The following is a 20,694-nucleotide window of genomic DNA, read 5'->3' on the forward strand; positions in this document are numbered from 1 at the left end:
GCCGCGCGTGGATGGATACGGCCGCACGCACCACGGCGGAATCGCGGGGGCCGGAAGGGCGGGGGCCGGAGGCGCAGTCCTGGGTGCAGCTACTTCTGCGTGATGCCCGAGGGGGTGACCACCGTCGACTTGTCGGTGCGCCAGACCGAGACGAGCACGAGGACGCCGAGGACAACGCCGCCGGCGAGGAGCGCGAGGCTGACGGGGCCAAGCCAGTCGCGGCCGTCGCTGTCGGCCAGGAATGCGGAGCTGTCCCAGATGCCGTGAGCGATCATGGCAGTCAGGAGGAGACCCCGGTAGCGCCGGAATGCGTACAGGGTCGCTCCCGAGAGTGCCGCGAGGACGATCTGGACGAGCTGGCTCGGCCCGGAGCCGACGAGGAGGTTCGGCAGGTGGAAGAGTCCGAAGGCGATCGCCGTCCACAGCGCGGCCACGGCCTCGGTGCGGCCGTTGGTCCGCATCGAGCGCAGGAAGATCCCGCGAAAGAGTGTCTCCTCGGCGAAGCCGACCAGGACCCCTGAGGCGATCACCACGAGCAGCAGGTTCACCTCCACCGTGCCCCAGTCGACTCCCGCGGCCCGCACGAGTATGGCTGCGACGAAGAAGTAGAGCGCAGCCTTCATGACCGCGGTCATCGGCAGCCGGCCCGGGTCGCGCCAGATCATGTCCCAGCGTGCGATCGCCAGGAAGGCGACGAGCAGCACCGAGCCGACCGCCAGGGGGAGGACGGCCGTGCGCAGACCGTTGGCCGGCGTGCTCACCCAGTCCACGTACGGGATGCCGGAGCTGAACTGGAGGCCGAAGACCACAACGATGTAGGCCACGATCATCGCGACGCCCATGAGCGGCGTGGGCTTGATGCGGTACCGGGCCGACCGGCCCGCCATGTCCTGGCCAGTCATCGTGTCTCGACCCGTCATCGAGGGGTCTCCTTCGGTTCCAACGGAGGCGGCAGCGCTCAGGCGAGGGTGCTGGGTGGATCCTTTCCGGACCACTGACGTCGCAGCATCACCCTGGTGGGATGAGGAGCCGGCGCAGCCCTTCGGTGCGAACGCCCTGCCCACCCGAGCACGCCTGGCACGCTTGGCCCACCTCCCAAGCGGGCGAGTGCGTGGGACTTGTCACTCCGGGCGTCGTCGGGGTGCTCGAGCGGCTCGCCGGCTCAGAAGTAGCGCTGCCAGCCCGTTCCAGCCACGCGCGTCGAGCGCACGTGACCTCGGCCGTCCCCGGCATACACGAGGAACGTCCCCGCGGTGGTGAGGCCGACGACGTCGGCCTTCCCGTCGCCGGTGAAGTCACCCAGCGGCCCGACGGCCGCCAGCCCTGCCCAGCCGGTGCCGACCTTGGTGGGTGAGCCGCGAAGCCGCCCTTGCCGTTGCCCCGGTAGAGCCGCAGGACCCCCGCCCGGTCCACGGCCAGGACGTCGCGGGTTCGGTCTCCGTTGAAGTCCGCGGTTCCGAACACCCCCACCATGCCCTGCCACCCGGTGCCGATCCGGCGAGGGGGCCCCAGCCGGCCGCGCCCGTTGCCGGCGACGCTGCGCTCCGTCATGAAGTGGCCGTTGCTGGCCGTGCACAGCTCGAGTCGTGCTGATGGACGCGGTTACGAGGGGAAGTGCCTCCACTGCCCCTCGGAGACGACCTCGACAGTCCCGCCGACCACCTTGATGGCCGTGTCCTCGTCGATGGCGTAGGCAGGTCCCACGATGTCCGCGGCCCACTTCTCGGCATTCGCGATCGTGTTCCACGGCATGTCCGGGTGGTTCAGGTGCGGGAAGATCGAGAAGTCGACGACCCCCAGGGTGCTGTCGTCGCCGTCGGCCCCCTTCCACGAGACGAAGTCGTCCCCGATCCGGGGCGTCATGACCATGCTCCCGGCGCTCACCCCCACCCAGACCTTCTCCGGCAGCGACGGCAGGAGGTCCGCCAGCCCGGACTCCCGCATCCAGTGACACAGGTACGTCGCGTCGCCCCCGTCCACCAGAAGGACGTCAGCCTCTTGGAGCCAAGGGACCCAGCGCTCCTCGCCGATGGTGGTCAGCGCGGTGAGCTCGAGGAGGCCGACCGCCTTCCAGCCCAAGTCGCACATGGGAGCCGTTGGCCGGCCTGCCGGGGTCTGGCCGGTGACGAAGCGCCAGGCCGAGAACGGCGTGCACCAGGGGTGGCCGTACTCCGCTGTCGGGATGCAGAGAGCAGTCGAGTCGGCGATCGGCTTGCCCAGCAGGTCGAGCAGCGCATCACGGATGCTCGCGTTGGTGATGCCGCCAGACGTGAGCAGAAGTTTCACGATGCCTCCCGGACGGGTGCGACTGTTCCGATCTTGGCAAGAATGACTCCCAGGGCCTTCCGAACTCATCGGCGCGCGCGCATCGCTGCGCCGGCGTCGTCCGGCACAGCGATGCGCGCTCGCCGCTCAACCTGTCCGAGCGAGGAGACGGCTACTTTCAAACCCCCTGCTGCACAGGGAGATTCACTTCAGCCAGAGGCCACGTTCAGCGTCGACGATTCGCCTCCAGCAGGCCCAGCAGCCCATGGGTCTCGTCCTGCGGCCCTGCGGTGAACAGCACGTCGTGGGTCGACCCTTCGGTGCCGTTGCCCCGCAACAGCGCCCAGAGGCCGTCGATCGCCAGCGCCTTCCCGCCCGATGTCCTCAGGCTGCCCCTGAACGCGAGGGTGGCGGGACTGAAGGCGTTGATGCGCCCGTCACCGAAGTTGCCGACGAGCAGGTCGCCGGAGAACGTTCCGAAGCCCGACGGGGCCACGGTCATGCCCCAGGGCGCGTTCAGGACGCGATGGGCCTGCAGGCGGCGCAGCAGCATGCCGTCGAGGGTGAAGATGTCGACGCGCCCACGCCCCGCGCCCGCGACCTCATCCTTGCGCTGCTTGTCCTGTTGGGCGTACGAGACGTAGACCTTGGTGCCGGCCACCATGACGTTGAAGGGCGCGTACCCACGCGGCATACGGGCGTCGCTGAAGGCACCCGGGACGCGGACTCGGTGGAACGCCCCGTCGTAGACGTCGACGCGCGCACCGGAGAAGTTCGCGACGTACAGGCGCGGACCGTGCGTCGTCTGCCCCATGGCCACGCCCTTCTCGACCGCCCCACGAGTGACGACCGCGTCGACGGCGTGTGTGGAGGGTGCCGTCGCGGAGCCGCCCACGGTGGGAGCCCACCCGGTGAGGTGCCCGGTCTCCCCGACGAACAGGAACCGCGCCGGAGCCGCTGCACCCCTGCTGCGGATGACGAAGGACGTCGTGGGGTTCGACACCTGTCCTGTCGGCGCACCTCCGGGGATGCGCACGACCAGGGGCAGCACGGTCTGCCGGCTGCCGCGGACGCCGCCGGAGTACAACGTGGCCACGCCGGGCCCGTTGTCCGAGACCCACAGGGGGCTGGTGCCCAGGTATGACGCGCCCCACGCGTTCACGAGGTGAGGGTCAGTCACCTTGGCCCGGCCAGGCACGTCGGAGACCAGGTTGACCTGGTGGTAGGTCGAGGGGGCGGTCGCCATCGCGACGGGGGCGGTGACGGCCAGGAGCCCGAAGGCTGTGCCGAGGCTGGCACCCAGCGCCAGCGACGGGGAGGGACGACGAACTGTGCTGGTCATGGATGACCTCCCGATTTGGAGCCGCCCGCAGGGAACAGCGGGCGTCCTCTTGAAGACGGGGTAGCGCGTCGCAGAGTTCACCGCCTGACCTCACAAGCACAGGCGAAATTCGCTGTCCGGCTGCGACCGCACGGTGGTAGACAGCCGCAGTGGACAGCGAGCTGGAGTTCCCCGACCTGCTGCGCCTGATCGACGAACGGTCGGCGGCGTTTCGCGTCGCGGTCGCCTCCGCACCGAGCCTCGAGGTGCCGGTGCCGACCTGCACCGAGTGGACGTTGTCCGACCTGGTGCAGCACCTGGGTCAGGGGCGCCGCCGCTGGGCCGCCGTTGTCGCCGCAGGGCCCTCCACCGTCGACCCGGCCACGCGAGCGACCCAGCGCATCGGCACGTCCGAGGAGACCGCTTCTGTGAAGGCCGCGCCCCGGGATCGGGAAGCCCTGGACACCTGGCTGGCGGAATCCACCCAGGAGCTGCTGGACGCCTTGCGCGAGGCCGGCCCGGACCGAAGTTGCTGGACGTGGTGGGGCACCTCGCAGTCCCCACAGACCTGCGGAGCCGTCGCCCGCCACCAGCTCCAAGAGGTCGCGGTGCACACCTACGACGCCCAGCTCGCCGTGGGCACTGCGCAGCCGCTGCCGGACGACGTGGCACTCGATGGTGTCGAGGAGTTCCTGTCGACCTGCGTCGCGACGACGGCCGCCTGGCCGCACGATCCAGCGGTCGTCGACTACCACGCCACCGAGGGCCGCTCCTGGCGCCTCTGGCTCTCCGCCGACGGCGCACGGGCCGCCCGTCTCCCGGCGCCCACCTCCACAGGGAGCACCGCGGCCGGTGAGGACCACGCCCCGGTGCGCTACGCGCCATACGCCTCGGCCCGAGGAACGGCGGCCGAGCTCGTCATGGCTTTTTACGGCCGAACGCCCGTCGAGGCTCTGGCGCTCGACGGCGACGGGCGGGTGTTCGACCAGCTCATCGCCTGGGAACCGGAGGCGTAGACCTGCGTGGACGTGAGAGAGCCGGGGCGTGCATGAGCCGCCGCGCCAAACATGACACCAACGGGCTATGGAGCTTTGCCGGTCCCTCGGGCAGGTTTGCGCGGTGCCGTCCCCCGACCCCCCAGGTGCCCCGACCTGTCCCGGATGCCTGAAGCCCATGCAGCGCGTTCGGCGCTCGCTGGTGCCCCACCTGTTCGAACGGGACCACGGCGGTCGCTTCACGGTGAGGTGGCGGTGCCCCGCCTGTCGTCGCGTGGAGACCGTCGCGCTGTCCTAGTGGGCGGCCATCACAGGTACCGCGCGGCCGGTTCAGTTGACACGTGGCACGGGGGCACAGATTACGCCCGGCGCACCGCATCCAACGCCAACCTGTGGCACCACGCCATTGGTGGAGGTCTCGGCGGAAGCGTGCAGCGTCAGCCAGACTGGCCGCATGGGCACCGATGGCCCGCGAAAGCGCGGCGAGCGGGAGGAGCGGGCGGCGAACGCCGACTACCACGTGGCGGCGCAGCGACGCCGTGACGAGCAGGACGCGGCCAGGGCGCAGGTCCTCATCGACCGGTTCGTCGAGCGGGCGACGGAGTCCCGCCTCGCGACCGAGGAGCTGACCGCCCGCCCGTGGTCGGGGCGCGGTCGTTACCGCACCGGAGTGGTGGGCTGGTACCTGCGCCGCGACCGGTCGGTCGCCGTCGGCGCGGATGGCGCCTACTACGTCCTGGTCGTGCCGCCGGAGCGGTTCGGGCGCTGGCGCACGGTGCCGCTCGAGCCGACGCCCCCGTCGCTGCAGGTGGGGCGCGGCGGACGTGACGGGGAGTCGGTGACGCTCGAGACGCTCCTGGAGATGCGGCTCCAGTGGCCGGGCGCCGGGTCCGGGAACGCGCCCTAGCGCTGCGCCTGGGCGGCGTGCCGGGCCACCTCGTCGGCGGGCACGGTGCGGCCGCCCTCGTCCCACGCCTCCGGGTTGCGGGCATACATGGTGCCGTATGCCGTGGTGCCCGGCTGGGTGCGCCAGCCCTCCGAGAGGGGGCCGAGGTCGACGGTGTCGTAGCCGATCTCGTCGAGCGCCTGGGTGACCACCTGCTTCGCCGCCGTGTCGTCTCCGGCGATGGCGAGGGCGGAGCGGTCATCGGCGCCGTGGGGACGGGCCAGCGAGGCGAGGTGCCCGAAGTAGATGTTGTTGAAGCCCTTGACGACCTTGGCGTCCGGCGCGTGCGCCTGGAGGAGCTCCGAGCTGGTGGTCGAGCCGTCGTCGAGCTGGGGAAAGGACCCGTCGCGCTGCGGGTAGTAGTTCATCGTGTCGATGACGACCTTCCCGGCCAGCGCCTCGGCCGGCACCTGCTGGTAGCGGCCGAGCGGGATGGTCACCACGACCACGTCAGCGGCCCGGGCCGCCTCCTCGCTGGTGGCCGCACGGGCGTGCGGGCCGAGCTCGGCCACGAGGTCCTGCAGCGTCTCCGGCCCTCGGCTGTTGCTCAGCACCACGTCGTGGCCCGCCGCGACGGCCAGCCGGGCGACGGTGCTGCCGATGTGTCCGCTTCCGATGAATCCCCAAGTGGTCATGGCGTCGCAACACCACTGGGGCGGTCGGACAATCCGCACGGCCCTCAGGAGCGGGCGGTGGACCTCGGCAGCCGGACGCGGTGGACGTCAATAACCGGAGCCGGTGGACCTCAGTAGCCGGAGCCGAAGCCGCTGCGCGGCACGGTGGCCAGCACCTGCTGCTGGTAGTAGATCGGGCCACCCTCGTCCGCGGTCACCCCCGAGGGGTAATGGGTCGAGGCCGAGAGGGTGTAGATGTTCTTGGCCGAGATGGCCAGCCCGAAGTAGTCGCCGATGAACCCGTCGCCCCTCTGACAGGGATCCGTGGCGCCGGCGCAGGGGTACTGCGACAACCCGCCGAGCTTCTGCGCAGGCTGCTCGGGGTCCCAGGTGTCCTTCGAGACGCGTACGTTCGCGCCGACAGCCACTGCACCGCTGCCGCTGTCCTTGTAGGCCTGCACCGAGGTGTCGATGCAGAAGTTCGTCCGTCCGACGTCCGCCGACAGGATGCTCGGGTCCTTCGGGCAGGCCTGCCGCCGGTCGTAGAACGCGACGGCGACGGCGCCTCCCGGACCGGCCGCGACGGTGGGCTGGAACTGGTCGGTGCGGACACCGACGTCGCTGTTGTCGTTGACCAGCACCGGTGCCGTCCAGGTGGCGCCCCCGTCGGTGGACTGCGTCATCTTGACGTCAGCCTGGCCGCCGACGGCGTCCCAGTCCTCGTAGGTGAGGTAGAGGTGGCCGGCATACGTGGGGCTGGCCGCCAGGTTTGCCGCGATGCCGCTGCGGAAGCGGGTGTTGGCGTAGACCTCACCGGGCGGCAGGGTCACGGTGGTGATCGGCACGAAAGCGCTGAACGAACGACCGTCGTCCTTGGACCGCGCCACGTAGATCGTGGACGCGCCGCCATTTGGGGGGAACGACACGACTGAGACGTACACCGTGCCCACGGCGTCGATCTCCGGGTAGACGTAGGTGGCACCGGGCCCGACCTGGGACGGCGCGCTGATCGTCACCGCCTTGTCGAAGGTGTCCCCTCGGTCGCGCGAGACGGCCATCCGGACCTTGATGGACTGGCCGTTGAACACGGCCCACGCCGCGTAGACGTGGTCCTGGAACGCGTTCCCGGCGATGTGGTTCACGGCGACCCACTGCTTGTCCTCGACGTGCCCGAGCTGCAGCGCCGAGGCGTTGTTCGGCGGTTCGAGCGGCACGCCACCGTTGCCCTTGACCCAGTTGCGGCCGAGGTCGTCGCTGTAGGACAGGTCGATCTCGCCGTCCGGGTGGAGCCGGCTGGCGTCGAAGTAGGAGTTGAACGGCAGCATCGTCTGGTAGACCCGGCCCTTGGTGTCGAAGTCCGCGTTGGGGTCGGTGGTGTCGGTCCAGCTCGGCGGCATGGCTTGCGTGCCCGTCGAGAGGCAGTCGTAGCCCTGGACCTGGTTGTTGCCGGACGGCGCCCCGCCCGGCATCTGCATGGCGCCGATGTAGAACATGTAGAAGGTCGAGTACTTGTCGAAGAAGTACTTCGCGGCACCGACGAGGTCCTCGCTGCCGGGCTTGACCGCGAGCCAGGACTCGGAGTGGTTCGCGTTGAACGGGCCCTCCCGGCAGGTGCCCGCGACCGGCACCCGGGCGCCCGGCGGCACGGGGTAGCCACCGCCCGTGGTCGGGGAGCTGGCGACGACGTTGGTGAACGGCACGCTCTGTTGCCAGCCGGGGCCGGACGGGGCGGCGGTTGCCCCGCCAGCCGTCACCAGGAGCGGTCCTGCAAGGAGGGCCGCTATGGCAGCCGTCTGCAGTCGCTTCATGTCTCCTCCAACCCCTGGAGGGAGCGCGCACCCGGAACGCCCCGGCGCGCCCCTCGTCACCTCGAGGGTGCTCCTGGTGTGGAGGAATCACAAGGCCCGAAGCGGGCCGTCCGGACGGTGGGCCACGGCGCTCGGCCCGTGGCTCCCGCTGTCACGAGTCCGTTCTCAGGAGTCCGTTCTCAGGAGTCCGTGATCGAGAAGTCGGTGAACCGCCAGGTCGCCGAGGAGCCGCCCGTGTCGACGATCTCGACTCCGTAGCAGATCTGGTCGACGGTGGCGCTCGACGCGACCCGACCCTTGGAGACGAGGTAGCCCAGCATGGCCTTGATGTCGATGGTGCCGGAGGTGATCCGCGCGCCGTTCGACGGGACGAACGCGAGGTAGCCGTTGCCGCTGGTGGCGTAGACGTCCCACGTGTAGCCGCCCAGCTTCACCCCCGAGGCGAAGCGCGACCCGGCCGGCACCTGCTTGTGGTTGTCGGTCCAGATCATCACCTCGTCGTTCGGCACGCCGTTCAGCCACAGGTCGTAGGCGACGTTGTAGATACCGGTGCCGGGCGAGGTGGCCGCGAACCTCGAGGTCAGCCTCGGGAAGCTGGAGATCGTGCGACCCGAGTAGTCCTTGTGCACGTTGGGGTAGGTCTTCACGGCACCGTCACCGTTGTTCTTGGCCGTGCCGATGTGGTTCCAGGAGCGGTACGAGCACACCTGGGTGGTGCCCTTGGTGCCCGGGTAGCTCGAGGCGTTCCAGAGGTTGTTGTGCACGTAGTAGCCGTGGTCAGTGACACCACCGTTGGAGTCGCTGGTGGTGAAGTACGGGTTGGTGCAAACCTGCCCCACGACCGAGGAGCAGGTCGTCAGGGAGGCAACGGCGCCGGAGAGGACGCCGGTCCCGCCGAGCAGCGTCACGCGGCTCGCTGCCAGCCGGGTGATCTCGGTGCGCACCGCAGCGGGGACGCAGGTCGGCCTCGACAGCAGCAACGGGCCGGGGACGCCGGCCGCGACCGACCCGCCGGACAGGGCATCGGGGAAGACGCTGCCGCTGGCGAGCAAGGCACGGGTGGCCGACGGGAACGCTGCCTTCGAGATGGCGACGGAGGTCGCGTAGCGGTCGGCTCCGGACAAACGGCTCACGCTGCCGGTGGTGTAGCCGGCGAGGGCGTTGGCCACACCCGCGCTCACGGCGCCGGTGCCCCCCAGCACCGTGATCTTCGCCGGCTTCAGCCGCTTCAGCTCCGTGGCCGTCACGGACGGCACGGCGGTGGCGCCGACCAGCAGCACCGGCACCTTTTGCGCCCCGGCCGCCGCCGAGCCCGAGAGCGCGTCGGGGAAGCTGGCGCCCGTGGCGACGAAGACGTTGCTGGCCCCGGTGCCGTAGCTCGCCCTCGACGCTGCGGCCGCCGTGGCGTACCGGTCGGCACCAGCGAGCCGCGTGACGCTGCCCGTCGTGTAGCCCTCCAGAGCCGACTCGACCGCATTCGACACCGCGCCGGTGCCGCCGAGGACGACGATGCGACCGGGCGCCAGCCGCTCGAGCTCGGTCTTCACCTCGGACGGGATCGCGCTCGGGGTGACCAGCAGCAGCGGGGCACGGTCACGTCCGGCGACCGCCGACCCGGCAAGCCCGTCGGGGAACGCCGCACCGGTCGCGACGTAGGCGACCGGCACTCCCGCGGGGAACGACGCCTTGGAGACCGCGGCGGACGTGGCATAGCGGTTGGCGCCCGAGAGACGGTCGACGGTCGGCGTGGCTGCCTGCGCCGGCGTCGCCGCCGCCAGACCGAGAGCCGCGAGGAGCACAGCCGCGGCATACGCCGCGAACGGTGCAACCCCCCTGCGACCGTGGTGAACCTGACCAGTCACGACGCCATGGGACATAAAGGCACGATACCGACGGGCACAAGAGGGGCCGCCGGTTCACGACAGGTATGCCGCCCACCTCACCGGGGCGGCGTACCGGCACCGGCGGTCACGGCGTGGCGTGCAGCAGCGTGGCGGCGATGAGGGCGTGCCCGGCGGCGTTGGGGTGGTCGCCGTCGTCGGCGAGGAGCGCCGAGGGGTTGCGCGTGCCGTCCTCGCCCTCGAACGGCTCGTAGAGGTCGACACAGCTGGCACCCACGGCCGCAGCCCGGGCACAGATCGTCATGTTCGCGGAACCGGTCACCTCGTCGCTCCAGGTGGCGAATCCGGGTCCCCGCTTGGCGTCGGCGACCTCCCCGTCCTCGAACACGTTCCAGTAGTCGGTCACCAGCAAACGCGCGTGGGGCGCCTGGGACCGGATCTCTTGGAGCGCGGCGGCGAGGCCGTTTCCCATGGTGACGACGGCGGGTTGGACGCAGGCGTCGTCGCACCCACCCGCCGTCCACCTGGCGATGAGGGGGACCAGGTCGTTGGCGCCGATGGTGACCACGACGACCGACGCCTGGGCGAGAGCCCGGCGGGCCGCCGCGTCGCCCTTCAGCAGCGCAAGGAGCTCCACCGTGGTGTCGCCTCCGTGACCGAGGTTCACCGCACGCACGGGCGCGCCGTCACGCCGGGCCAGCGCGGCGGCATACGTCTGCACGAACGGCGTGCAGTTGCACGCCGCACCCGAGGTGACGGAGTCGCCGAGCCCCACCACGAGACCGGGCTGGGGTGCAGAGCTCGGAGACGTGGTGGCGGGCACAGAGGTGGTGTCGGGCGCGGGGGTGGTGGCGGGCAGGGAGGTGGTGGCGGGCAGCGGGGTGCTGGCGCTGCCGGAAGGGCTGGCGGGCGCGGTGGGTGCCGCACGGACCCGCTGGGTGGTGCGGCTGGTCCCCACCACCGCGCCGACGGCGACCAGGAGGGCAAGCAGCACGCTGGCTGCGGCCATCATTCGCAGGGGCGTGACGCGCACCCAAGCAGGCTAGGTCCCAATTCTGTGGACATTCTCAGCGTTCCGGGCGCCCTGAGCGCCGCCTGGGGCGGGACGCCCTGTCAGCGGGGCCGCGCACCTGCTCGGCGAAGCGCCCGGCGAGGAGCCGCGCCACCTCGGTCGCCCTCGGCTGGACCCGTTCGGCCTCACGCCTGAGCGCGGCAAGGTCGAGCCCCTCCTGCGAAAGCGCCGCCGCGTCCCAGGAGCCGAGGCGCGACGCCCCCGCCTCCGGGTGGAACTGGACTCCCCACGCGGTCGCACCGACGCGGAACGCCTGCACGCGGCATACCGGCGAGGTCGCGAGAAGCACGGCGCCGGGCGGGAGCTCGACCACCTGGTCGGCGTGGTTCTGGATGACGGGGAAGTCCTCGCGGAGGCCGGCGAAGAGCGGGTCGGCAGCCGCCTCCGTGGTCGGCGAGACGCGGCACGAGCCTCGCTCCGGCACGCCGTGGCTGCGCACCACCCGACCCCCTGCCACGTGGGCGAGCAGCTGCGCACCCAGGCAGATGCCGAGCAGAGGTATGCCGCGCGCGAGGGCCCCCGCCGCGAGCTCACGCTCGCGCGGGAGCCAGGGCGCGGCGCCGTCGTCGTCGGGCATGAGGCCACCGCCGAGGAGCACGACACCGTCCGCTCGTCCGACCACCGCGTCGACCGCGGCGTCGCCCAGCGCCTCACCGGGCACCTCCCTGACCTCGAGGCCGTCGCTCTCGAACCAGCCGGTGAGGCGGCCCAGGGGGCTCCCGGGGCTGTTGCGGACGGCGACGAGGAGCGCACGGCGACCGTCGCTCACCGGAGGGCCTCGCGTCGACCTGGGATGGCCGCCACCAGGCGCTTGGTGTACTCCTCCCGCGGGTTGCCGAAGATCTCCTCGGGGTCGCCTGACTCGACCACCCTGCCGTGCTGCATGACGTAGACCTCGTGGGCGACGAGGCGCACGACGGCCAGGTCGTGGCTGATGAACAGGTAGGCGAGGTCGAGATCGCGCTGCAGCTGCACCATGAGGTCGAGGACCTGTTCCTGCACCAGCACGTCCAGCGCGCTCACGGCCTCGTCCATGACGACCAGCTCGGGCTCGAGGGCGAGGGCGCGGGCGATGGCCACGCGCTGCCGCTGACCACCCGAGAGCTCGTGGGGGTAGCGGTCCGCCAGCGCGGCCGGCAGGGCGACCTGGTCGAGGAGGCGGGCGACCGCGGCGGAGCGCGAGCGCGTGTCACCGATCCGGTGCACGCGCAGCGGCTCTGCGACCACCTCGGCCACCGTGTATCGCGGATCCAGCGAGGCGTAGGGGTTCTGGAAGACCGGCTGGACGCTGCGCCGGAAATCCTTCAGGCCCGTGCGCTTCAGCGTCGCGAGGTCGGTGCCGCGGTAGGTGGCCACGCCCGCGTCGCAGGCCTCCAGCCTGAGCGCAAGCCGGGCCGTCGTGGACTTCCCGGAGCCCGACTCCCCCACGATGGCGACGGTCTGGCCCTTGCGGACCTCGAGGTCCAGCCCTCCCACCGCGACCAGCGGCTCGCGCCGGCCCCGGAGGCGGTAGCGCCGTTCGACACCACGCAGCGACAGCAGCACCTCTCTGGTGCCGGGCTCGGTCACCGAGGTCGCGATCTTCGGGGTTGCCATGCTCGGTGCCGCTGCCAGGAGCCGGCGGGTGTAGTCGTGCTGGGGTGCCTCGATGACCTCGGCGGAGAGCCCCTGCTCGACGACCTCCCCGCGGTACATGACGACAACCCGGTCGGCTCGCTCGGCAGCCAGGGCCAGGTCGTGCGTGATGAGCAGCACCGCGGCGCCGAGCTCGTCGGCGAGCTCTGCCATCTGGTCGAGCACCAGGCGCTGCACGGTGACGTCGAGCGCGGAGGTCGGCTCGTCGGCGATCAGCAGCTCCGGACGACAGGCGAGGGCCATCGCGATCAGCACACGCTGGCGCATCCCACCGGAGAACTCGTGAGGGTACTGGTTGGAGCGAGCGGCGGCGTCAGCGATCCCAGCCTTCTCCAGGAGGGCGACGGCCTGGTCCCGAGCCTGCTGGCCGGAGGCCCGGCCGTGCACCTCGAGCGCCTCGACGATCTGGGCGCCGACCTTCATCACCGGGTTGAGGTTGGTCATCGGGTCCTGGGGAACCATGCCGATGCGATTGCCCCGGATGGCCGTCATGGCCTTCTCGCCCAGCTCGGTCAGCTCGGCACCGTCGAGGCGGATGCTCCCCCCGCTGACCCGGCCGTTCGAGGCCAGAAGGGCGTTGATGGAGGCGGCCAGGGTCGACTTCCCCGACCCTGACTCGCCGACCACGGCGACGGTCTCGCCGCGGGAGATCTCGAGGGTGACGTCACGGACGGCCTCCACGGTCCCGTGCGGCGTCTCGAAGGTGACCGAGAGGTTCGTGACGGCCAGGAGTGGCTCGATCTGCTTGGCGCTCGTCGCCGGCACCGCGGTCGTGGTAGTCATGGTGCTCCTGTCTGCGTCCGGGCGGCGGGGGCTGGGTCGAGGGCCCGTTCAGGGGCTCGGTCGAGGGCGTGGGCGACGCCGGTGAGTGCCGTGGCCGCGAGCTGGTCGGTGGAGACCAGCGAGTCGCGCGGTGCGAGGGGCCGGGCAGGTGTGCCTGTGGTGCCGTGGAGGCGGGTGGCGGCCACCGCGACGACCAGGTCGCGGTCGAGCGCGACCGCCAGGTAGGTGCCCGTGAAGCCACCGTGCACGACCAGCGGCACCTCCTCGCCGGCGACGGCGAGGGTGGCGAGACGGAACCCCAGGGCACGCTCTGGCGCGAGGGCCAGCGGAGCGGTGAACGTCTCGACCACCTCGGCCGGGACGAGCGTGGTGTCGAGCAGCGCCCGGCCGAGCCGGACAAGCTCCGGCACCGTGGCGAAGAGCCCTGCGTGACCGGCGACCCCGCCGAGCGCGTGGGCGGCGTTGCCGTCGTTGACGACCCCCGTCGGGGGCTCGAGACGCCACCCTGCGAAGTCGTCGACCCGGGCCTCGACGGCGTACGGCGAGGAGGAGGCGACCATGTCGCGCTCGATGACGTCGCTGTCGCCCGACGCGGCTGCCTCCGCCGCCGGCACCGGACCGTACCCCGTGCGGCGCAGGCCGAGGGGGCCCGCCACCAGCGCGGCGAAGGCGGCGTCCTGCCGCAGACCGGTGACCGCCTCGAGGACCGAGCCGAGCGTGATCATCCCGAGGTCGGAGTAGACCCACCGAGCGCCGGGCTCGGACTGCAGCGAAGCCCTCGACGCGAGCCGCAGGGCCTCGTCGCGGTCGGTCGTGCGGCAGTAGAGCGGCTGCCAGGGTGGAAGGCCCGACGTGTGCTCGAGCAGGTGGCGAACCCGCACCGCCTCGTGGTCACCGTCGAGATGGGGCAGGTATGCCGCGACCGGTCGGTCGAGGTCGAGGTCATCGCTGGCGACGAGACGCATCGCCAGCGCCGTGGTCGACGCGACCTTGGTGACGGACGCGAGGTCAAGGCGCGTGTCGGGCGTCATGGGTCGCGCGTCCCGGTCCGAACCGGCCAGCACGGCATACCCGCCGGAGGCCACGACGGTCTCGCCGCCCCACCCCACGCCCACCACGGCGCCGGCCGGGTGCGTGCCGGCGCCCCCGAGCGACAACAGGTCCTCGACGACCGGGTTGAGGTCGAGGCTCATGCCGGGAGACCGTTCTCGAGGACCAGCCACGAGGGCCGGGTGCCGCCGGCCACGGGAAGGAGGCCGCCACCAGGGGCGGGCGTCACGGCCCCCAGGACACGCGGGCCCTCGGCTCCCGTGCAGCTCGGGACGTTGCCCGGTATGCCGTGCATCGTCGCCCAGCCGATGAGCGCGAACGCGATCGCCTCCTTGGCGTCGGGGTCGAGGCCGAGCTCGGCCGTGGTGGCGAACCGGACGCCGGGGGCGGCGGCGGCGAGCGCCCGCATCAGCGTGGGGTTGCGCGCTCCTCCGCCCGAGGCGAACACCCGCGCCACGCCGGCCTCGCGCAGGCCGTCCGCGACGGTCCGTGCGGTGAGCCCCACCAGGGTCGCGACGAGGTCCGGGAGGGAGACGGTTCCGCCCCACGACGCGAGCACGTCGTCGACGTAGTGGGCGTGGAACAGCTCCTTGCCGGTGCTCTTCGGGGCCGGGATGCCGTAGTAGGGCTCGGCGAGGAACACCTCGAGCAGGTCGGGCACCACGGCTCCGGACGCGCTGACCTCGCCGTCGCGGTCGAAGGTCAGCGGGGTTGACGCGTTGGCCGTCAGCACGGCGTCGAGGAGCGCGTTGGCCGGGCCGATGTCCCACGCCAGAGGGTCGCTGCCCGGCGCGCACACCGTGACGTTGGAGATGCCACCGAGGTTCAGGGCTGCGGCCGTCCCTTCTCCGTCCGGGAAGGGCGCCAGCACCAGGGTGTCGAGGAGCGGCACCAGCGGCGCGCCCTGGCCACCGGCGACGATGTCGGCGATGCGCACGTCGGCCACGACCGGCAGCCCCGTGCGTTCGGCGATCCACGACGGCTGCCCGAGCTGGAGCGTCCCGAGCACGGCACCGTCATCCACCCAGTGGTAGACGGTCTGGCCGTGCGAGCACACCGCGTCGACCGCGCCGCCGCCGGAGGCCGCGTGGGCGGCCAGCGCGCCCTCGGCAGCGGCCGCGAAGGCCTGGCCGATGCGGGTGTCGAGCCGGGTCACCTCGTCCACGGTCGTGGCAGCCGGTGGCAGGGCCGTCCTGAGCGACTCGCGCAGCGCGTCGTCGTAGGGCACCGAGTCGACGAGCTCGACCCGCCCGCGGAGCCCCGGCCCGTCCCACTGGAAGTCGCAGATCGCGACGTCGATGCCGTCGTGCGACGTGCCCGAGATCATGCCGAGGACCCGCATCAGCGCGCACCTCGAGAGCGGGGGTCAACGGCCGCACGGAGGCTGTCGCCGACGAGGTTGAGCCCGACCACGAAGACGACGAGCGCGGCCCCCGGGAAGGCGAGCATCCACGGGGCCACCGTCGAGAGGGTCTGGGAGTCGTAGACCATGCCGCCAAGGGACGCGGCCGGAGGCGGGGTGCCGAAGCCGAGGAAGCTCAGCGAGGCCTCGGTGAGGATCGCCCACGACAGCGACAGCGTGGTCTGCACGACGAGGATGCCCCGCATGTTCGGGACCACGTGCGCGAAGAGGGTCGAGAGCCGCGACCGCCCGATCGCCGTCGAGGCCGTCACGTAGTCGACGCTGCGGAGGCTCAGCACTGGCCCGCGGGCCACCCGCGCGAAGATCGGCATGTACACGGTCGCGATGGCCAGGCTCACCGTCACCCAGCTGCGCTCCAGCGTCGCGGCGAGCGCGAGGGCGAGCAGCAGCGAGGGGAAGGCGAAGAGCACGTTCGTGACGACGCCGACGACGCGGTCGAGGAGGCCCTGGAAGTACCCGGCGAACACCCCGAGCAGAACACCGATGACCCCTGCGACACCGACGGAGACGACCGCGATGCGCAACGAGTTGGCCAGACCCGCGCAGACCCGCGAGAACAGGTCGCGCCCGAACTGGTCGGTCCCGAACCAGTGGGTGGCCGAGGGGCCCTGCAGGGCGGCTGCGACGTCTTGGCGCGCTGGGTCGTAGGGCGTCAGGCCCACCAGCCCGGCGAGGGCGAGGAGCACGACCAGGCCGGTGAGCACCACACCCACGACCGCCGAGGGCGCACGGAGCGCGACGAGCAGCTGCGAACGACGCGAGGTACGGACCACGCGGGCGGGGACCGTGCTCGTGGCGCTCACTCGGCACGCACCCTGGGGTCGACCACCCGGTAGAGGAGGTCGGTGGCCAGGTTCACCGCCACGAACAGCACGGCGATGACGAGGACGGTGCTCTGCACCACGGCATACTCCTTCTGGTTCAGGCCGAGCAGCACCTGTCGCCCGATGCCCGGGATGGAGAAGATCTGCTCGATCACGAGGGTCCCGCCGAGCAGGAAGCCGAACTGCAGTCCGCCGATCGTCACGATCGGGATGAGCGCGTTGCGCAGCACGTGGCGGTACTGCAGGCGCCGGGACGGGACCCCCTTGGCCCGGGCGGTGCGGACGTAGTCCTCGTCGCGGATGGCGAGGATCGACGCGCGCGCGGTCTGGAACACCGGTGAGGCGATGCTGACGCCGAGGACCAGGGCCGGCAGGAGCATCTGCTGGAGGTTGCGGGCAGGGTCCTGGGCGAGGGTGGCGAACTCCTCGCCGTTCGGGTTCCAGCCGAAGGTGTTGGCCAGCCACGTCGAGACGACCGTCGCGACGAGGAACGTCGGCAGCGACAGCGCCAGCAGGCTGGCCACCTGCGACCCGCTGTCACGGGTCGCACCGGGGCGACTGGCGGCGAAGAGGCCTCCCGGCACGCCCAGGAGGAGGCCGATGGCGATGGAGAGGACCGCCAGCTCCAGGGTGTTCGGCAGGGCGGCTACGGTCATGTCGAGCACGCTCTGCCGCGAGGTGGCGGACACCCCGAGGTTGCCGCTGACGACGCCCCCGAGCCAGTGGACGTACTGCGTCACGAGCGGCTGGTCGAGCCCGTAGTAGGCGCGCAGGTCGGCCAGTTGCTCAGGGCTCAGCGCGCCGGCCTCGATGCCGTAGCTGGCGGTGATCTGGTCACCGGGCAGCACGCGCAGCAGGGTGAAGGTCAGCACCGAGACGCCGAGCAGGGTGAGCGCCGCCTCGAGCACGCGGCGCAGTACCGGGTGGCGGGTGAGCATGAGGAGCACGGACATGGTGATCAGTCCCGGGGAGACGGCCGGACGCGGCGGGGCGCCGCGTCCGGCGGGGGCGTGTCGTCAGGAGGCGGCCGGTCAGGCGGCGGACATGGTCGCCTTCCACAGGGTGCTGAGGTCTCCGTTGGTGCGCGGCTCGAAGCCCTTCACCGCCGAGCTCGTCGCGATGTAGAGGTTGCCGGTGTAGGTCCACACCCAGGCGGCGTTGTCCTCGAGCTCCTGTGAGACCTTGGCGTAGATCTCCTTGCGCTTGGCCGTGTCCGTAGTCGCCTTGCCCTCGGCGAAGAGCTTGTCCAGCGTCGCGGATCGGTAGCCGGCCACCTTGTTGAACGAGCCGGTCGAGGTGAAGTAGCGGGCGTACATCGTGTTCGGGTCGGTGCTGCCGCCGTTGAGCGCGATGGCGGCGTCGAAGTCACCGGCCAGCCAGCGCTGCACGTAGGCGTTGGAGTCCAAGGTCTCGAGCTTGACCGTGATGCCCACCTCCTTGAGCTGGGCCTGGATGTTCTGTGCCTCGTTCACGGCCGTGGAGTAGAGCCCCTGGGACGTGATCATCGTGAAGCTGACCCCGCTCGACTTCCCCGCCTTGGCGAGGTGCTCGCGGGCCTTGGCCACGTCGCGCTGCGGGCACGGGCGGCTGTCAGGGTCGGAGCGGTAGGCCGGTGACGTGATCGGCCCGGTCACCTTGCCCGCGCCGAGAGCCGCGGTGTCGAGCACCTGCTTGCGGTCGATGGCGCAGGAGATTGCCAGGCGGACCTCGACGTCCTTCAGCACCGGCGCGTCGGCCCGCAGCTGGAGCACGTGGAAGTTCAGCTGGTCGACCGTGGCGACCTTGACGTTCGAGGCGGTGGCGGTCTTCGCCGTCACGGAGTTGTCGAACACCGCCATGTCGACCGCGCCCGAGCGCAGGGCCGAGACCATCGCCTTCTCGTCGGCGATGATGCGGAACTGCACACCCGGGAGGCCCGGCTTGCCCTGGTAGTAGCCCGGGTTGGCCTTGAGGGTGATCGACTGGTTGGGCGTGCGGCTCTCGAAGAGGTACGGCCCCGACCCGACAGGCTTCGTGGTCAGGCTCTCGGCCGGCACGTCGGAGGGCACGATCGAGGTGTTGACGTTCGACAACGCCGAGACGAAGGACGCGTCGGGAGCCTTCAGCGTGACGACGACCGTCTGGGGGTCCGGCGCGGCAACGCTCTTGACCGAGCCGAAGTAGGAGGCCGACGTGGCCTTCGTCGCCGGGTCCATGATCGTGTCGAAGGTGTGCTTGACGTCGGTCGAGTCCAGCGCGGAGCCGTTTCCGAACTTCAGGTCCTTCTTCAGCGTGAAGGTGTAGGTCAGTCCGTCGCCCGAGATCTTCGGCAGGTCGGCCAGCCCGGCCGTGGGCTGCAGGTCGGGGCCGGTGTTGAGCAGGGTGCTGTAGATCTGCCCGAGCACCTGCAGCGACTGCGTCGACGTCGACAGGTACGGCAGCGTCTGGGTCGGGTCGGCGCTGATGCCGAACACCAGCGGACCCTCCGAGGCGCCGCCGGACGCCTTGCTGGCCCCCGAGCAGCCGGCCGCGGCGAGGGAGGTGACGAGTGCGGCTCCGACGACCATGGTGCGCACCGTCACGGCGCCGGGACGGAGGTTCAGCATGAGGACTCCTAGCGGGGAGGCGGCGGCCCAGGCAGGAGCCTGGCCGACGCAGCGGGCACGTCGCGGCCCAATATGGCACTTTGTTCCGCATATGGGTACATGTACGTGAACATTTTCCAGATTGTGACGTGCCTCAGCGCGGCAGCGGTCGCCAGCTAGTAGGAGCCGTCATCGGTCGGCCGCACCGGTCGGCGCGCAGGAGAGAGGGACACGTTCGTGCCCGCGGGCGACCGGACGCCGGCAAGCAGACGGCGGTCGGCCGCCTCCTTGGTCTGGCTCTACGTGCCGGCGGGCCGGTTGCGGCGGGCGACGGCGTCGATCGTCACGGCGACGATCAGGACCACCGCGGTGACCATGTACTTGCTGGCGGCGCTGAAGCCCAACAGCCCCATGCCGTTGTCGATCGCTGCGATGACGAGCCCGCCGAGGACGCCGTGGATCGCCTTGCCCCGACCGCCGAAGAGACTGGTACCGCCGATCACGGCTGCAGCGACGGCATACAGCACCAGGGTGCCACCGTCGATGGCCGTCGAGATCGACCTCAGGCGCGAGGCGTAGGCGACGCCGGCGATGCCCGCCGTGAACGAGGCGAGGATGAACGCGTAGGTGCGGATCCGGGCCAGGCCGACGCCTGCCCGCCGGGCAGCCTCCGCGTTGCCGCCGATGGCGTAGATGTAGAGGCCGAACCGGGTGCGTCCCAGCAGGAACGTCCAGGCCGCGAGCACGGCGAACACCAGCAGGACCACCCACGGGACGCCGTAGACGGGGAGCAGGATGCCGCGGTCGGCGTTGCACAGCACGACGAGCGCCGCGCCCCCGAGCAGGGCGAGCACGATCTTGGTGAGGGTCAGCGCTGCCGGCGGTGCGGTCAGCCCGGCCTCGCGTCGGTGGGCGTCGACACGCCAGGTGTAGACGCCGTACACACCGACGACCACCAGCATCAGCACCCAGCCGGCGAGCCGTGACAGGTTGCCGCTCGAGATGGCGTTGATCTGGGCGTCCTGGATGAGGAGCGAGCCCCCGCTGCCCAGGATCACGAGCATGACGCCCTGCCAGAACAGCAGGCCGCCGAGGGTCACCACGAACGACGGCAGGCCCAAGCGGGTGATCAGGCTGCCCTGCAGGGCGCCGATGGCCGCGCACACCGCGAGCGCAGAGAGGATCGCCAGCCACCAGGGCCAGCCCACGTTCGGCTGGACGCGCTCCGCCATGACGACGGCGCTGAGCCCGGCCACGAAGCCGATGGACAGGTCGATCTCGCCGAGGAGAAGGGCGAAGACCTGCCCCATCGCGAGAAGGCTGAACACCGCCGCCTGCACCAACAGGTTGACCAGGTTGCCGGCGGTGAGGAAGTTGCTGTTGAGCGACTGGAACAGGACCGAGACCAGCAACAGACCGGCGATGACGGGCAGCACCCCGGTCTCGCCCCCCTTGACCCTGGCAAGGGAGGTGCGCAGGTACCCCGCTGCGGTCGCGGGCGGTTCGGGCTTTGCTTCCTCCGGGACGGGAGGAGCGTCGTCGAGCTTTGACAT

General features: G+C 71.2%; 17 protein-coding genes. 2 read left to right on the forward strand and 15 right to left on the reverse strand.

The annotated features are described in order from the left end of the window. Positions 1 to 89: 89 nt before the first annotated feature. From BMW78_RS12270 to BMW78_RS12280, 3 genes are all read right to left on the reverse strand, one after another. Entirely contained in the window at positions 90 to 920 is an 831-nt protein-coding gene (locus BMW78_RS12270; protein ID WP_091759917.1) for a CPBP family intramembrane glutamic endopeptidase, read from the reverse strand. A gap of 682 nt (positions 921 to 1,602) precedes the next feature. Next, a complete protein-coding gene (locus BMW78_RS12275) occupies positions 1,603 to 2,286 on the reverse strand; it encodes a Type 1 glutamine amidotransferase-like domain-containing protein (RefSeq protein WP_091759920.1) in 684 nt (227 codons plus the stop codon). Positions 2,287 to 2,491: 205 nt separating this feature from the next. Next, a complete protein-coding gene (locus BMW78_RS12280) occupies positions 2,492 to 3,607 on the reverse strand; it encodes a TIGR03118 family protein (protein ID WP_091759923.1) in 1,116 nt (371 codons plus the stop codon). 149 nt (positions 3,608 to 3,756) lie between these two features. Here BMW78_RS12280 and BMW78_RS12285 point away from each other — a divergent pair, with 149 nt between their 5' ends. Next, entirely contained in the window at positions 3,757 to 4,602 is an 846-nt protein-coding gene (locus BMW78_RS12285; RefSeq protein WP_091759925.1) for a maleylpyruvate isomerase N-terminal domain-containing protein, read from the forward strand. A gap of 433 nt (positions 4,603 to 5,035) precedes the next feature. After that, positions 5,036 to 5,488, forward strand: coding sequence for a hypothetical protein (locus tag BMW78_RS12290; protein ID WP_091759928.1), 453 nt, complete (start codon positions 5,036 to 5,038; stop codon positions 5,486 to 5,488). On the opposite strand, the gene BMW78_RS12295 is transcribed toward BMW78_RS12290, so the two are convergent. The 12 genes from BMW78_RS12295 to BMW78_RS12350 all read right to left on the reverse strand — a co-directional run bounded on the left by BMW78_RS12295 (position 5,485) and on the right by BMW78_RS12350 (position 20,694). Further along, positions 5,485 to 6,162, reverse strand: coding sequence for an NADPH-dependent F420 reductase (locus BMW78_RS12295; protein ID WP_091759932.1), 678 nt, complete (start codon positions 6,160 to 6,162; stop codon positions 5,485 to 5,487). The two genes, BMW78_RS12290 and BMW78_RS12295, sit on opposite strands and share 4 nt — an antisense overlap. Positions 6,163 to 6,272: 110 nt before the next feature. After that, positions 6,273 to 7,949 carry a sialidase family protein gene (locus BMW78_RS12300; protein ID WP_143056241.1) on the reverse strand — a complete coding sequence of 559 codons (1,677 nt, stop codon included), beginning with the start codon at positions 7,947 to 7,949 and terminating at the stop codon, positions 6,273 to 6,275. 179 nt (positions 7,950 to 8,128) lie between these two features. Continuing rightward, positions 8,129 to 9,811 carry a cell wall-binding repeat-containing protein gene (locus BMW78_RS12305; protein ID WP_177180372.1) on the reverse strand — a complete coding sequence of 561 codons (1,683 nt, stop codon included), beginning with the start codon at positions 9,809 to 9,811 and terminating at the stop codon, positions 8,129 to 8,131. 106 nt (positions 9,812 to 9,917) lie between these two features. Next, on the reverse strand, positions 9,918 to 10,823 hold the full coding sequence (locus tag BMW78_RS12310) for an SGNH/GDSL hydrolase family protein (RefSeq protein WP_091759939.1): 906 nt from the start codon (positions 10,821 to 10,823) through the stop codon (positions 9,918 to 9,920). 34 nt (positions 10,824 to 10,857) lie between these two features. Then, the gene (locus BMW78_RS12315; protein ID WP_091759942.1) at positions 10,858 to 11,631 is read right to left on the reverse strand and encodes a type 1 glutamine amidotransferase; all 774 of its coding nucleotides are present in this window, start codon (positions 11,629 to 11,631) and stop codon (positions 10,858 to 10,860) included. After that, positions 11,628 to 13,280, reverse strand: coding sequence for a dipeptide ABC transporter ATP-binding protein (locus BMW78_RS12320; RefSeq protein WP_091759946.1), 1,653 nt, complete (start codon positions 13,278 to 13,280; stop codon positions 11,628 to 11,630). Before BMW78_RS12320 ends, BMW78_RS12315 begins: the two co-directional genes overlap by 4 nt. Beyond that, positions 13,277 to 14,473: a serine hydrolase domain-containing protein gene (locus BMW78_RS12325; protein WP_091759950.1), complete on the reverse strand. Its 1,197-nt coding sequence runs from the start codon at positions 14,471 to 14,473 to the stop codon at positions 13,277 to 13,279. The genes BMW78_RS12320 and BMW78_RS12325 overlap by 4 nt, the downstream gene beginning before the upstream one ends. Continuing rightward, positions 14,470 to 15,672, reverse strand: a complete 1,203-nt coding sequence (locus tag BMW78_RS12330) for an anhydro-N-acetylmuramic acid kinase (RefSeq protein WP_218144337.1) — start codon at positions 15,670 to 15,672, stop codon at positions 14,470 to 14,472. The genes BMW78_RS12325 and BMW78_RS12330 overlap by 4 nt, the downstream gene beginning before the upstream one ends. Continuing rightward, positions 15,672 to 16,556 carry an ABC transporter permease gene (locus BMW78_RS12335; RefSeq protein WP_218144338.1) on the reverse strand — a complete coding sequence of 295 codons (885 nt, stop codon included), beginning with the start codon at positions 16,554 to 16,556 and terminating at the stop codon, positions 15,672 to 15,674. The genes BMW78_RS12330 and BMW78_RS12335 overlap by 1 nt, the downstream gene beginning before the upstream one ends. Further along, positions 16,553 to 17,530, reverse strand: coding sequence for an ABC transporter permease (locus BMW78_RS12340; RefSeq protein WP_091759953.1), 978 nt, complete (start codon positions 17,528 to 17,530; stop codon positions 16,553 to 16,555). The genes BMW78_RS12335 and BMW78_RS12340 overlap by 4 nt, the downstream gene beginning before the upstream one ends. Before the next feature lie 78 nt (positions 17,531 to 17,608). Next, positions 17,609 to 19,162: an ABC transporter substrate-binding protein gene (locus BMW78_RS12345; protein ID WP_245735820.1), complete on the reverse strand. Its 1,554-nt coding sequence runs from the start codon at positions 19,160 to 19,162 to the stop codon at positions 17,609 to 17,611. Positions 19,163 to 19,440: 278 nt separating this feature from the next. Continuing rightward, positions 19,441 to 20,694, reverse strand: coding sequence for a sugar ABC transporter permease (locus BMW78_RS12350; RefSeq protein WP_091759956.1), 1,254 nt, complete (start codon positions 20,692 to 20,694; stop codon positions 19,441 to 19,443).

It is taken from the genome of Pedococcus cremeus (genome assembly GCF_900111375.1).
Taxonomy (GTDB): Bacteria; Actinomycetota; Actinomycetes; order Actinomycetales; family Dermatophilaceae; genus Pedococcus_A; species Pedococcus_A cremeus.